General features: G+C 68.9%; 14 protein-coding genes. 4 read left to right on the top strand and 10 right to left on the bottom strand.

The window, feature by feature from the left end; translation table 11 throughout:
- Nucleotides 1–16 precede the first annotated feature (16 nt).
- On the top strand, nt 17–592 hold the full coding sequence (locus NY1_RS04885; RefSeq protein WP_067708833.1) for a 1,2-dihydroxy-3-keto-5-methylthiopentene dioxygenase: 576 nt from the start codon (nt 17–19) through the stop codon (nt 590–592).
- On the top strand, nt 589–1,272 hold the full coding sequence (gene mtnC / locus NY1_RS04890) for an acireductone synthase (protein WP_067708841.1): 684 nt from the start codon (nt 589–591) through the stop codon (nt 1,270–1,272). Before NY1_RS04885 ends, mtnC begins: the two co-directional genes overlap by 4 nt.
- Before the next feature lie 60 nt (nt 1,273–1,332).
- Here the strand turns inward: mtnC and NY1_RS04895 are convergent, their stop codons facing one another.
- The gene (locus NY1_RS04895) at nt 1,333–2,238 is read right to left on the bottom strand and encodes a MarR family transcriptional regulator (protein ID WP_067708842.1); all 906 of its coding nucleotides are present in this window, start codon (nt 2,236–2,238) and stop codon (nt 1,333–1,335) included.
- On the opposite strand from NY1_RS04895, the gene NY1_RS04900 reads away from it, so the two are divergent.
- A complete protein-coding gene (locus tag NY1_RS04900) occupies nt 2,237–2,722 on the top strand; it encodes an SDR family oxidoreductase (protein WP_084534651.1) in 486 nt (161 codons plus the stop codon). The two genes, NY1_RS04895 and NY1_RS04900, sit on opposite strands and share 2 nt — an antisense overlap.
- A gap of 10 nt (nt 2,723–2,732) precedes the next feature.
- Here NY1_RS04900 and NY1_RS04905 read toward each other — a convergent pair whose 3' ends face one another.
- Nucleotides 2,733–3,725: a zinc-binding dehydrogenase gene (locus NY1_RS04905; protein WP_067708844.1), complete on the bottom strand. Its 993-nt coding sequence runs from the start codon at nt 3,723–3,725 to the stop codon at nt 2,733–2,735.
- Nucleotides 3,726–3,780: 55 nt separating this feature from the next.
- Between NY1_RS04905 and NY1_RS04910 the strand changes: the two genes are divergently transcribed.
- Complete coding sequence (locus NY1_RS04910; protein ID WP_174567157.1) at nt 3,781–4,581, top strand: AraC family transcriptional regulator; 801 nt, start codon at nt 3,781–3,783, stop codon at nt 4,579–4,581.
- A gap of 12 nt (nt 4,582–4,593) precedes the next feature.
- On the opposite strand, the gene NY1_RS04915 is transcribed toward NY1_RS04910, so the two are convergent.
- The 8 genes from NY1_RS04915 to NY1_RS04950 all read right to left on the bottom strand — a co-directional run bounded on the left by NY1_RS04915 (nt 4,594) and on the right by NY1_RS04950 (nt 13,141).
- Nucleotides 4,594–5,244: a TetR/AcrR family transcriptional regulator gene (locus NY1_RS04915; RefSeq protein ID WP_067708846.1), complete on the bottom strand. Its 651-nt coding sequence runs from the start codon at nt 5,242–5,244 to the stop codon at nt 4,594–4,596.
- Nucleotides 5,245–5,297: 53 nt separating this feature from the next.
- Nucleotides 5,298–6,347 (bottom strand): oxygenase MpaB family protein, encoded by a 1,050-nt coding sequence (locus NY1_RS04920; RefSeq protein WP_067708848.1) that lies wholly within the window; start codon nt 6,345–6,347, stop codon nt 5,298–5,300.
- A 186-nt stretch (nt 6,348–6,533) separates the two neighbouring features.
- Nucleotides 6,534–7,124 carry a GTP-binding protein gene (locus tag NY1_RS04925; protein WP_067708853.1) on the bottom strand — a complete coding sequence of 197 codons (591 nt, stop codon included), beginning with the start codon at nt 7,122–7,124 and terminating at the stop codon, nt 6,534–6,536.
- Nucleotides 7,105–7,482: a DUF742 domain-containing protein gene (locus NY1_RS04930; protein ID WP_067708855.1), complete on the bottom strand. Its 378-nt coding sequence runs from the start codon at nt 7,480–7,482 to the stop codon at nt 7,105–7,107. The genes NY1_RS04925 and NY1_RS04930 overlap by 20 nt, the downstream gene beginning before the upstream one ends.
- Nucleotides 7,482–7,907: a roadblock/LC7 domain-containing protein gene (locus NY1_RS04935; RefSeq protein WP_067708857.1), complete on the bottom strand. Its 426-nt coding sequence runs from the start codon at nt 7,905–7,907 to the stop codon at nt 7,482–7,484. The genes NY1_RS04930 and NY1_RS04935 overlap by 1 nt, the downstream gene beginning before the upstream one ends.
- The gene (locus NY1_RS04940) at nt 7,885–10,401 is read right to left on the bottom strand and encodes a sensor histidine kinase (protein WP_067708859.1); all 2,517 of its coding nucleotides are present in this window, start codon (nt 10,399–10,401) and stop codon (nt 7,885–7,887) included. The genes NY1_RS04935 and NY1_RS04940 overlap by 23 nt, the downstream gene beginning before the upstream one ends.
- A 134-nt stretch (nt 10,402–10,535) precedes the next feature.
- Complete coding sequence (locus NY1_RS04945; RefSeq protein ID WP_067708861.1) at nt 10,536–10,940, bottom strand: roadblock/LC7 domain-containing protein; 405 nt, start codon at nt 10,938–10,940, stop codon at nt 10,536–10,538.
- Nucleotides 10,937–13,141, bottom strand: coding sequence for a sensor histidine kinase (locus NY1_RS04950; RefSeq protein ID WP_067708862.1), 2,205 nt, complete (start codon nt 13,139–13,141; stop codon nt 10,937–10,939). The genes NY1_RS04945 and NY1_RS04950 overlap by 4 nt, the downstream gene beginning before the upstream one ends.
- Nucleotides 13,142–13,263 lie beyond the last annotated feature (122 nt).

Consider the following 13,263-nt stretch of genomic DNA (forward strand, 5'->3'; position numbering starts at 1 on the left):
CGAGAAAGGAACCACGATGACTCTGCTGCAGATCATGAACGATCAGGACGCCGCCGACGTCAAGCTGCGCACCAGCGACGACGCCGAGATCGCCGCCGAGCTCGGCAAGCGCGGCATCACCTTCGAGCGTTGGCCGCTGCTCGAGGGGCTGTCCGGCGCCACCTCCACCGAGGACCTGCTGGCCGAATACCAGACGCGCATCGATGCATTGAATGCCGACGGGCGCTACAAGTTCATCGACGTCGCCCGCATCCACCCGGACGAATCCGATCCGGAATGGCCCGCCAAGGCCGCCGGGGCGCGCACCAAGTTCCTCGACGAGCACCGGCACGCCGAGGACGAGGTGCGGTTCTTCGCCGCCGGACAGGGCTGCTTCTACCTGCACCTGGGTGACGAGGTGCTGGCGACCGTGTGCACCGCGGGCGATCTGGTGTCGGTGCCGGCGGGCACCCTGCACTGGTTCGACATGGGCACCACGCCGGAGTTCGTGGCCGTGCGGTTCTTCGAGGAGGAGGACGGCTGGATCGGCGATTTCACCGGTGACAAGATCTCGAGCGGTTTCCCGACCCTCGACGAGTTGACCGCGGCATGATCAAGGCGATCGTTCTCGACATCGAAGGCACCACCAGCCCGACCAGTTCGGTGCGGGAGGAGCTGTACGGGTACACGCGGGATCGATTGCCGCAGTGGCTGGCCGAGCATCAGGGCGATGCGGGGGCACCGATCATCGAGGCGACTCGCGTCCAGGCCGGGCGACCGGACGCCGATGCCGCCGAGGTCGCCGCGATCCTCATCGACTGGCTGAACACGGATGTGAAGTCCGAACCGCTCAAGGCGGCGCAGGGCATCATCTGCGCCGAGGGGTTCCGCAACGGGTCGCTGTTCGGGGAGTTCTTCCCGGATGTTCCGCCGGTGCTGCGGGCGTGGCGGGCGGCCGGGCTGGAGCTGTACATCTACTCGTCGGGTTCGGTTCGCAATCAGAAGGATTGGTTCGCCTTCGCGCGCGGCGGGGATCTGTCGCCGTTGATCAGCGGCCATTTCGATCTGTCGACCGCCGGGCCGAAGCGGGAAGCCTCGTCGTACGAGAAGATCGCCAGCGCGATCGGGGTGCCGGCCGAGAGCATCCTGTTCCTGTCCGACCACCCGGACGAGGTGGATGCCGCGGCGGCGGCCGGTTGGTCCGCCATCGGGGTGACGCGGCCGGGTGAGCCCAATGCGCCGCGTCCGCCGCATCGCTGGATCAGCGACTTCGCCGACGTCGAGTTGGACTGAGCGGATCGAAAAGCATCGGGCGGTTCCGGTTGCCGGAGCCGCCCGTTCCCGTTTCCGGACTCAGATCTGATGGGTTTCGGCGACGGCGATACCGGTGTACGGGTCACTCGCGGCAGTTTCGAGATCGAGTGCCACTTCGAACTGGGCGTCGGCGCCCCGGATTCCGGATATCGTCAGTGTTCCGCCGTCCGCCGCGTCCCGGGCGGCGTGCAGCGCCCCGACCGACCGCAGTTCGAGCCCGCCCGCGCGCACCAGCACGTCTCCGGTTCGGATCCCGGCGCGATCGGCCCAGCCGTCGCGATCCACCGCCTTGACCAGCAGTCCCGTGACCTCGGGCAGGCCGACCGCCCGGCGCGCCTCCATGGCCCGATGCGCTGACGCCAATGTCATTCCCAGCCGGGGTGATTCGGGACCGCTCACCGAACCCTCGTAGGACACGAGCAGCTGCCGGAGCAGACCGGCGAGCATCTCGCGCTGGCGCGGATCCAAGGCGGCCAGCATGCGATCCTCACCGCGTAGGTGGGCCGGGGTGACGCGATCCATGAGCGCACGGCCGGCCGGGGTGAGCGCGACCAGGGTATTGCGGCGGTCGCGCGGATCGGAAGTGCAGGTCACCAGGTCTTGTGCGGCAAGGCGATCCACGCGGGTGCTCATGGTGCCCGAGGTGAGGCCGAGTTCGCGCATGAGCCGGCGCTGGGGGACGCCGTTCGGATCGTCGAGTTGCCGCAGGGTCGCCAGCGCCACGTAATCGGGGCCGTTGAGGCCGAATTCGGCGAAGGTGGCTTCGATTCCGGCTTCGAGCGCGCGGCGGACCCGGCCCAGGCGTTGCACCACCGACAGCGGCGACAGATCGAGATCCGGATCGATCCGGCTCCAGGCGTCCACGAAGCGGTCGACCGAATCCTGCGGGCTCGGCGGCGATTCCGATGCGCGGGCGGTCGAGCAGTCATCTCTGGACACGAGCATGACCCGAGCGTACTTTCTGGGCAATGGCTTTGGCCAAAGCTATTACCAAAAGCGATCTCTCACAGAGGACTTCGGCAATCATGGATATGGGCGGATCATTCAGATCGGCAGTGCCGCCAACCCGAACCCGCTGCCCGATCGGGCCGCCTACAGCGCCGCCAAGGCCGCGCTGGCGAACCTCAGCGTCAGCCTGGCCAAGGAGCTGGCGGCGACCGGCGTCACCGCGAACACCATCAGCCCGGGACCGACCCGCACCGCTGGATTCCGGGAGCTGACAGCGCGATTCGCCGCCGGGCACGGGCTGCCGGATGTCGAGTCCGCGACTCGCATACTGCTGGACGGGCCGCTGGCCGCCCCCTCGGATCGATTGGCCGAGCCCGCCGAGATCGCGGCGCTGGTCGCGTTCGTGGCCAGTCCCTACGGGGCGTCGATCAACGGCGCGAACCTGCGCATCGACGGCGGACTGACGCCGACCGTCAACTAGGCATCATCGGTCAGGGCACGACGACGAGTTTGCCGGTGGCTCGGTTCTCCTCCATATAGCGATGGGCGGCGGCGATATCGGCGAGGGCGAAGACGCGATCCAGGTTCGGCTGATAGGCCCCGGCTTCGACCTGGTCGATGACGCGCTGCAGGATCGGCGCGCCCGCGCTGCCCTTGTAGTCGTCGCTGTGGAAGGCGGTGAGTCTGGTGCCGGACGGGATCATGGCGATCGGCTCGAAGCCGGGGAGCAGCCAGCCGCTGAGCGAGCCTGCCATGCATACGGTTCCGCCGCGCCGGACCAGGCGGAGCGATTCCGCCAGCGAGTCGGTGCCGACCAGGTCGAGTACGTAGTCCGGGCCGTCGGGCCAGATCTCGCGCAGGTCCGGCGCCGGTGCGCCGGGGAGGACGTGGGTGACTCCGGCGGCGGTCAGCGTGCTCGATTTGGCGGGCTGGCGGGTGGTGGCCGCGACCTCGAGGCCGGCGGCGGCGGCGATCGTCGCGGCGGCCAAGCCGACCGATGCGGTGCCGCCCCGGATCAGCAACCGGCCCTTGGAATCCGGTTCGATACCCAAGGCGTCCAGAGCGCCTTGGGCGGTCAGGTAGGTCTCGGGGAGGGACGCGAGCGTTTCCCACGGCAGGGTGGTGGTGATCGGCATGAGCAGGGCGGTGGGCAACAGGGCGTATTCGGCGTAGCCGCCGTCGAACGCGCGGCCCATCTCGCCCATCACCGCCGCGACCGTCGTGCCTTCGGGGAGCGCCGGATCGGTCGATACCGCCACGGTGCCCACGCATTCGATGCCGAGCACGCGGGGAAAGACCACGCTCGGTGAATGCCCTTGGCGGGTCCGCAGTTCCGAACGATTCAGCCCGGCCGCGCGCACCCGCACCAGTGTCCAGCCCGCCCGCACCGCCGGGATCGGGAGCTCGTGAATCTCGAGCACCTCGGGATCGCCCGCCCGGGTGCAGACCGCCGCTCGCATCGTCGTATTCAGGTTCTCGCGCATGGCATCTACTCTTGTCGGGCAGCACCGTGGCCGAACACCGATAGAAAGCCAAGTTATGCCCGATGCCCGCCAACCTGTCCCGGCGGCGACCACTTCCCGGCTGTGGCCCTCCGGCGGGATGCACCTGTGGCCGTCCGGCGGCACCAGTTCGGCGCATGCCCACGACCGCGGGCATCTGGTGTACGCGGCCCGCGGCGTCCTGTCGGTACACACCGAGCACGGGACCTCGATCGTGCCCGCCAACCGAATCGCCTGGACACCGGCCGGTTTCACGCACTATCACCGAGCGCACGGTCACACCGATATGCGCATCGAATTCCTCCCACCGGCGCTTACCCGCCTGATACCGGACCGTCCGGCGGTGTTCCTGGCCTCCGCCCTGGCCCGCGAACTCCTGCTCACCCTCACCGGCCCACGCAATCTCGAACGCGAAGCCGACCCCGCCGCCCGGGCGCGATTGCGCCGCGTGCTCGTCGACGAACTCCGCGAAGCCTCCGAACAGCCACTACAACTCCCCGAACCCCGAGACGACCGCCTCCGCGCCATCGCCCGCCTGCTGTACGAACACCTCGGCGACAACACACCTTTGGCCGATCTCGGGCAGCAGGTCGGCGCCAGCCCCCGCACCCTCAGCCGCCTGTTCCACACCGAACTCGGCATGACCTTCTACGAGTGGCGCACCCAGCTCCGCATCCACCACGCCCTCGTCCTCCTCGCGGCCGGCCACGACACCACCCGCGTCGCCCACGCCTGCGGCTGGTCGAACCCCAGCGGCTTCATCGCCGCCTTCACCGCCGTCATGGGCACCACCCCCGGTCGCTATCGCGGCGCGTCTCGCTCGGCCCAGCCGCAATGATTCGGTGCGTGCTCAGGTCGAGCGGAGGCCGGCGGTGATCATGGCGACGGCGGAGTGGATGTAGGCGTCGGGGTTCGGGGAGCCGGCGCCGCGGGCGGCGTCGAGGATGCCCATGAGGATGATGCCGACGATGGCGCGTGCGGTGTGCTCGAGCTCGAAGTCGCGGCGCAGCAGGCCCTGGTCGGCGGCGCGGGTGAGGTAGCCGGCGACCAGGGAGGTGGCGTAGTCGACGAGGCCGAACCAGCGGGTGGTGAGTTCGTCGTCGATGGTGGTGGCTTCCAGGGCAAGGAATTTCGCGAGGCGCGGATGCTCGGCGAACACGGTGTTGATGCGCGAGCCGACGGTGCGGAACTGGTCTTCGAATTCGGCGACGGTGGTGGCGTCGGTGACCAGGCCGGGGGTGAGGATTTCGGCGAGCAGCTGGTCGACGCCGTAATCGATGACGGCGTCGAGGATCTGGCGTTTGCTGTCGAAGGCCTTGTAGAAGGTGCCGAAGCCCAGGCCGGCGTGCGCGGAGATGTCGGCGATGACGGTGGCGTGATAGCCCTTGTCGAGGAACACCTCGTAGGCGGCTACCACCAGTTTCCGGCGGCGCGCTTCGATCTCCTCGGCGGTGGCGCGGGGACGGCCGCGTTTGCGGAGAGGCTCGGCGTCGGCGGTCATCCGGTGAGGATATCCGACCGCCCGCGCCGAGCCCAGCCGCCGCGAGGCGGGCGTCAGGCCAGGGTGGCGGCCTGGTCGTGGACGAACGGCGAATGCTCCAGATCGGAGAACTTCGATCCGGCCCCGGCCTGCCGCACCCGCAGGTGCAGGTCGGCGCGAATGGCCGGATCCGCCAGCGGCAGTGCGGGATCGGCGTCCCAGGCATTGAGCATCATGCCGTACCCCTCGGGGCTGACCAGCATGGCGGCCCCGCTGCGGCCGGGGAAGGCGAGCAACCGGGTGGCCGCGCGCACGGCGGCCTCGGCCAGCCGGATGCTCAGTTCGGACGGGTGGAAGCCGGCGATGTCCCGCAGTTCCGGGGCGAGATTGCGGGCGAACGCGACGGCCACCACGCGCAGCGCGGGACTGGCCACCAGCATCGGCCAGGCCGGGGTGACGGGGGAGCGGAGCAGGAAGTCCACATTGGCGCGCCCTTTGAGTCCCAAGGCCATTCGCGGATACCAGCTCTCGGCGATGGCCCGGCATTCGGCCAGCGTCCGGGGCGCATCCTCCGGCGCGACGCCCACCAGTTGCGCGAAAGGCACGTTCTCCCGGACGAATTCGTCCTGTTCGGCCGGGCTCAGGCCGGAGCCGAACTGTCCGTAGCACTCGACGATGCTGACCAGCCCGAGTGCGTGCGTCCACAGCGCCATGTCCAGGTCGGTGCCGTGGTACTCCTGTCCGCTGATCGGATCGACCCCGTTGATGTGCGAATGCACCCGGTACAGCGTGCGCCCGGCCCGGATCGCCGATTCGCTGTCGCCGAAGGCCGCCATCTGGAAGAAGGTGATCGAGCGCCGCGCCCGGGTCAGCGGCCGGGTGCGCATGACGCTGTGCGTCGAGACCGATTCCGCCACGGCTGGATCGAACAGCACTTCGACGGCCCCCCGCAGGATGGCAAGCACCAGGCTCAGCGGATGGTCCATCATCCGCCAGGTCACCGAGTCCGGCCCGTAGAAGCCGTTGTCGGGCCGGGGCGCGGACCGCACCGCCGCGACCCGCTTCGGGTCCTTCACCAGGTGCTGATTCGCGATGCCGAGTGCGCGTTCGATGCTGGCCGCCATGACAGAACTCCCTTGTCCGAGAGGCGAATCCCACCTCTCGAATATCGTGACAGCAGTATCGTGATAATTCAATCACGAAATTAGGGACGTCCGGCCGGAGCATTGCGAACCGCCCTGAACGCGAAAAACGAGCGTGCCCGCACCGAAGAGTCGGTGCGGGCACGCTCGCGCTGCGGAAAGGCCCGGCTATACCCGAGCGCCGCCGGCGGCTCGCTCGATGAGGTACTCGACCAGGGTCATGAGTACGTTCTTGGCCGAGCCGCGGTCGCGGGCGTCGCAGAGCAGGACCGGGATGTGCTCGTCCAGGTCGAGGGCGTCGCGTACTTCGACCGGGGTGTAGAGCGGGGCCCCTTCGAAGCAGTTGACCGCCACGGTGAAAGCCACGCCGCGGCGCTCGAAGAAGTCGATCGCGGCGAAGGAGCCTTCGAGGCGGCGGGTGTCGGCGAGGACCACCGCGCCGAGGGCGCCGCGGGCCAATTCGTCCCAGAGGAACCAGAATCGGTCCTGGCCGGGCGTACCGAAGAGGTACAGGACCAGGTTCTGGTCGATGGTGATACGACCGAAATCCAGGGCGACGGTGGTGGTGGTCTTACCCTCCACGCCGCGCAGATCGTCCACGCCGGTGGACATTTCGGTGATGAGTTCTTCGGTGCGCAGCGGCGTGATCTCACTGATCGCCGACACCATGGTCGTCTTGCCCACGCCGAAACCGCCCGCGATGAGGATCTTCACCGAGGCGGCCAGCGGGCGCGCATTGTCAAAGTTTTCGGATGCCATCGAGTACAGCTCGCAGAATGTTGAGGTCACCGGGCGCCGCCTCCGGGGAGACGGGCGCGCGGAAGTTGAGGATATTGTCCGAGATGAGGTCCCCGACAAGGATTTTCGTCACCGCCAGCGGGAGCCGGATGGCGGCCGATACCTCGGCCACCGACAACGGCAGGCGGCACAGCCGCACGATATCCGCGTATTCGGGTTCGACACGCCGCAGCGGCGGGGCGGCGTTGGGCACCACCACCACCGTCAGCATGTCCAGATCGTGTCCCGCGCCCATGGTCCTGCCACCGGTCCGTGCATAGGGGCGCACGAGCGGACCGGCCGCGTCATCGAACCATTGGTGTTCCCCCGGCCGCGGCATCATGACAATCGAGGATTCCCTTGTCCGGCCAGGTTCTGGCGCGGTGTGGTGGACAGATAGTTACCGACCCGCTGCACGGTCAGGTTCATTTCATAGGCGACCATGCCGAGATTGGCCGAGTCGCTGGCCTGCAGGGCGAGGCAGGCGTGGCTGCCGGCGGCCGTCACGAACAGCACCGCCCGGTCCAGTTCGATGACCGCCTGGCGCACGCCGCCGCCGTCGAACCGGGTGCCGGCGCTGCGCGCCAGACCGTAGAGCGTGGAGGACATGGCGCCGAAATGCTCGGCGTCCTCCCGGCTCATGGCCGTGGAGCGGCCCAGCAGCAATCCGTCGGTGGAATGCACCACGGCGTGCCGGACACCCGCGAGCCGATCCACCAGATCGTCGAGTAGCCAGTTGAGATCACCAGCGTTGGAGGTGGTCACCGTCGCCTTCCTGTCGGTCTGAGTAAGAACCTGACTCAGGCCCGAAAGCACCGGGATCGGCCCGGCGGCCCTGCCTGGTTCCGTTTTCGATGGCGGACATGAGGTCTCGGGCCTGCTCGGCCGTCCGGGAGGATTGGGCAGGCGCCTCGGGCGCCGTCTTCTCCTGCGCCAATTCCGGTGCGAGACTTGCCTGCCGGCGCCTACGCGGAAGCGCGGGCCGGACGTCGGAGCCAGTGTACTGGGAGCGATCGCGTTCGCGCGGGCGGAACTCGATTTCCGGTTGCTGGGCCGAAACTTGTTGCGCGCGGGCGGCCCTCGGATCGACCGGCGGCTCGTAGCGCTCGGGCTCGGCGGGCTCGAAACTGCGCGGGGCCTCGAACGATTTGAACGGCTCGAACGGCCGTGGCGTCTCGAAGGACATCTGGCGCTCCGGGAATTCGGGGGCGGCCGGAACCGGCGGCAGGGCCTCGATGACCTGGCGCGCGGATTCCAATTGCCGGGGCTCGGGAGCGACCGGTTCGGGTCGCCGCGGCACCACCGGGATCTCACCGGTGCGCCCGGCGGCCACGGTGAGCGTGTTCGGCACCAGCACGATGGCCCGCACGCCGCCGTAATCGGATTCGGTGAGCCGCACCGAGATACCGTTGCGCTGCGCCAGCCGCGCGACCACGAACATGCCGAGGCGGGAATCCTCGGACAGGGTGTTGACGCCGAAATCCGGTGGATTGCGCAGCATGTCGTTGATCCGCGCCATATCCGCCTCGGGAATGCCCATGCCCTGATCGACGATCTCGATGGCCACGCCCTTGCCGACCACATTGCCGCGCACCTCGACCTGCGACTGCGGCGGCGAGAAGTGGGCGGCATTGTCGACCAGCTCGGCCACCAGGTGCACGAGGTCGGCGACCGCGGTGCCGGCGACGGCGATCTCGGGCAGGCGGGCGATCTTGACGCGCGTGTAGTCCAGCGCCTCACCGACACCCGAGCGCACCACCTCGACCAGCGCCACCGGATTGCGCCACTGCCGGCCCGGCTGCCCGCCGGCCAGAATGATCAGGTTCTCGGCATTGCGGCGTTCACGGGTGGCGAGGTGATCGAGCCGGAAGAAGATCTCCAGCAGCGCCGGATCCTCCTGCTTGGACTCGGCCTCGTCGAGCACCTCGAGCTGGCGGTGCACCACCACCTGGCTGCGGTGGGCGATATTGAGGAACACCGCCTTCACGCCCTCGCGGGTGCGGGCTTCGGTGATGGCGGCCTCGACCGCGGCGGCGTGCGCGTGCGTGAACGCCTTGGCCACCTGGCCGATCTCGTCCGCGCCGAAGTCCAGCACGGGGGTCTCGGCGGCGGCGTCGACGGTCTGGCCTTCGCTCAGCTTGGCCATCATCTGCGGCAGGTTCTCGTCCGCGAGCTGCATGGTCTGGTCGCGAAGCCGCTTGAGCCGCCGGATGATCCGGTTGGCCAGCAGCAGCGCGACCAGGAACGCGGACACCGAGACCGCGAGCATGCCCGCACCGGCCAGCGCCGAATCGGTGGCATTGCGATCGGCGGCGTCGGCGGCCAGGCCCTGCGCGTACTTGCTCTGCCCGTCCCAGAATTCCAGCAGCGACTTGTTGACCTGCGCGACCGTTTCCTGCCACTCCTGGTCGGTGAACGTCAAAGGCGCGGGCTCGCGGGTGGTTCCGGCCTTGACCGGCGCGGCGGTGATGGGATCCATCGCGCGGGCCAGCAGCGAGTTCTCCATCATGACCAGCTTGGTCCAGTTGGGGCTGCCGGTCACCGCCTTGGCGTAGTCGGAGTTCTTGTTGTCCTCGTCGGCGACCAGGGCTTCGACGTTCACCCGGTAGGCGCCGACCAGGCGGGCGAATTCGATCGCCAGTTCCGGGGGCAGCACGCCGTTGTTGATCAGCACCTCGGCCAGCGCGGCGGCGCGGGAGAGCATTTCGGAGGCGGAGACGATCTCGAGGGTCTCGCCGATCTCGACCGCGGTCTCCGGGTTCGGGGCCGCGCCGGTGACGGCCTTGGTGCCGACCGACACCAGGTCGAGCAGGTGGCCGTAGAAGCTGTACGCCTCGGTCATCTGCAGTGCGTTGCCGTCGATCTGGGTGCGCACACCCGCCAGCGCGTTGGTCAGGGTCTGGAAGCCGCCGACATCGCCCTTGACGCCGTCGGGGCCGAGCTCTTCCATGTCCGGAGTGGTCTTGGCGATGCCGCGCAACGCGTTGTCCAGCCGCAATCGGGCCTGCGCCAAGCCTTTCGGATTGGCGTCGCCGCCGGCCAGCTGCGACAGCGTGATCTGGCGCTCCTGCTGCACCGCGCCCACCAATTCCTTGGTGAGCGGGGTGGCGTCATTGAGCGCGTCCGCGAAATCGCGCGCGTTTCTGCCCTCGACCACGAGGTATCCCGCGCCACCCACACCGATCACGAGCAGCGCGAGGCTCGGGACGAGTGCGATGGCGAGAACACGGGTCCGGACACCGAGCCTCGCTCTGAACATCGCCAAAACGTAACGGTGCGTATGTAACACTCGTGCGCGAGATCCCGTTGAGCGGGAACATGATTGACAAGTCGATTCATGCATGTTCCGGAATGACGATCAGTTCTTCACGATAGCTCGGAAGTCGCTGGAGCTCAGCCGAATTCGCCGCGGCGGGCGTCGGTGGACAGGAAGGCGCCGACGCGCTGCACCGTCATGTTCATCTCGTAGGCGACCATGCCCAGGTTCGCGTCGGCGGTGGTTTGCAGTGCCAGGCAGGCGTTGTCACCCGCCGCGGTCACGAACAGCACGGCGTGATCCAGCTCGATCACCGCCTGCCGCACCCGGCCGCCGTCGAACCGCTGCCCGGCGCTGCGGGACAGGCCGTAGAGCGTGCAGGACATGGCCGAGAAATGCTCGGCGTCCTCCCGGCTCATCCGCGACGAATTGGCCAGCAGCAGGCCGTCGGTGGAATGCACGACGGCGTGCCGCACCCCCGCCAGCTTCTCCACCAGATCGTTCAGCAGCCAGTCCAGATCACCGGCATGATGGGTGTTCACCCAAGTTCTCCTGTCCATCCGCCGAACGCGCCACCCGCGCCCGGATCGCTCTCCCGCGCGCGCCTGGTGCCGTTCTCGATGGCGGAGAACAGATCCCGCGCCTGATCGGCACCGCGCTCGGGTACTTCGCCGCGGGCGGGCGGCGTGCTCGCGCCCGAGTCGTGCGCCAGTTCCGGCGCGAGGTTGGCTTGCCGCTGCCGCTTGGGCAGCGACGGCTTGAACCTGTCGTGCTCGGCCGATGCCAGGTCGGTGCGCTGCAAGGCGGGCAGCAGATCGCGCGGGCTCGACGCCACCTCGACCAGGAGCTGGGCCGGGATCAGGATGATCGCGCGGATGCCGCCGTAGTCGGATTCGGCGAGCCGGACCGAGATGCGGTGGCGGGCGGCCAATTGCGAGACCACGAAGACGCCGAGGCGGGAATCGTGGGACAGGGTGGTGATGCCGAAGTCGGCGGGGTCGTTGAGCTGGCTATTGATTCGGTCGAGCTCGGCGTCGGGAATGCCCATGCCCTGATCGGTGATCTCGATCGCGACCCCGCGGCCGACCGTATTGCCGGTGATCTCCACCCGCGACTGCGGCGGGGAGAACGACGCCGCGTTGTCGATCAGCTCGGCGAGCAGGTGAATGAGGTCGCCGACGGCCGGACCGGCCACGAAAGCCGTTGGCACCCGCCCGGTTCGCACCCGCGTGTACTCGATGGACTCCCCGACGGCGCTGCGGATCAGATCCAGCAGCGGCACCGGATTGCGCCACTGGCGGCCGGGCCGGCCACCGGCGAGGATCACCAGGTTCTCGGCATTGCGCCGCTCCCGGGTGGCGAGATGGTCCAGCCGGAAGAAGGTCTCCAGCAGTGCCGGATCCTCTTGACTGGATTCGGCTTCGTCGAGCAGCTCGAGCTGCCGGTGCACCACCACCTGGCTGCGATGGGCGATGTTCAGGAACACCGCCCGCACGCCCTCGCGCGTGCGGGCCTCGGTGACCGCCGCCGTCACCGCCGCCGCGTGCGCGTGCCCGAAAGCCGAGGCCACCTGGCCGATTTCGTCGCGGCCGAAATCCATTCGAGGCGCCTGCAGCTCGTCGTCGACGGATTCGCCCGCCGCCAGCCGCCGCATGGTCTCGGGCAATTGCTCGTCGGCCAGCGCCAGCGTGCGGTCGCGCAATCGCGTGAGCCGCTGGATGATCCGGTTGGCCAGCACCAGCGCCACCGCGATCGCGCCCAGCGCCACGATCAGCATGCCCGCCGCCGCCAGCAGCGATCGGCGAGTGGTGTCGGCGGCGGCGTCCCCGGCGAGGCGCTGGGCCTCGGTGTTCTGGGCCTGCCACAGATCGGCCAGCTCCCGGTCGACCGTCGCCGCGGCGGCCGTCCATTCCGCCACCGTCAGCGGCAGCGTGGAGGTCCGGGCGCCGGGGGAGCGGGGCAGGGTGCGTTGTGTGAGTACGGCTTCCATCGCGCCCAGCTGCTGCCACGCGGACCCGCTGACCAGTTTCTTGGCCGAGGCGGCCTGATCGGAATCGCTGTCGCCGACGGACTGTTCGATGCGCAGCCGGTAGTACCCGGCCAAGCGCACGTACTCGGCGGCCAATGCGGCGGGCAATTCCTCGTCGGCGACCAGCGTCGCCCCCAGCGCGGTCACCCGGCTCATCGCCTCCAGACTGCGCAGCACCTGTTCGGCCTCGGTGAGCTCACTGGCGGTGGCGGCGTCGGGCGCGGTCTGTTCGGCGATCCGCACGCCCGCGAGCACGAGTTTGGGCATGCCGCTGTAGAACTGGTACGCGTCCTCGACGGGCAGCGTGCCCGCGTCGATCCCCGCGCGAATGGTGGCCAGCTGCCGCCCCAGCCCGCCCATCGCCTCGGTGCTGTCCTTCATCGACTGCGGCCCCAGATCCGACAGCCGCGACTGCGCCGGGGCGAGCCCACGCAGCGCCTCGTCCAGCCGCGCCCGCGCCGCCGTCAGCTCCCGCACGTCGGTGGCCATTCCGGCATTGCGCCACAACGTGATCCGCCGTTCCAGCTGCACCGCGGCGATCATCTCGCGGGTCGGCCCGATCCCGTCGCGCAATTCGTCGGCCCAGGTCCGGGCATTGTCGGAGTGGTCGATGAGGACACCGGTCGCGCTGATCCCGATGCCGGCCAGGGCCAGGCTCGGCACGAGCGCGATGGCCAGAATCCGGGTCCGCACACCGAGCCGCGGTTTGAGCATTGCCCGAACGTAGCCATCGCGCGTGCGGGCGCGCCCGGCGAGTCCTTTTGAGCAGGACGTCGTTTGACTACCGGAACGCCCGTTCGGTAAGTCGTCGGATCCCGAAAGACAACGGGCCACAG

This window comes from Nocardia yamanashiensis NBRC 100130 (genome assembly GCF_001613325.1).
Lineage (GTDB): Bacteria > Actinomycetota > Actinomycetes > Mycobacteriales > Mycobacteriaceae > Nocardia > Nocardia yamanashiensis.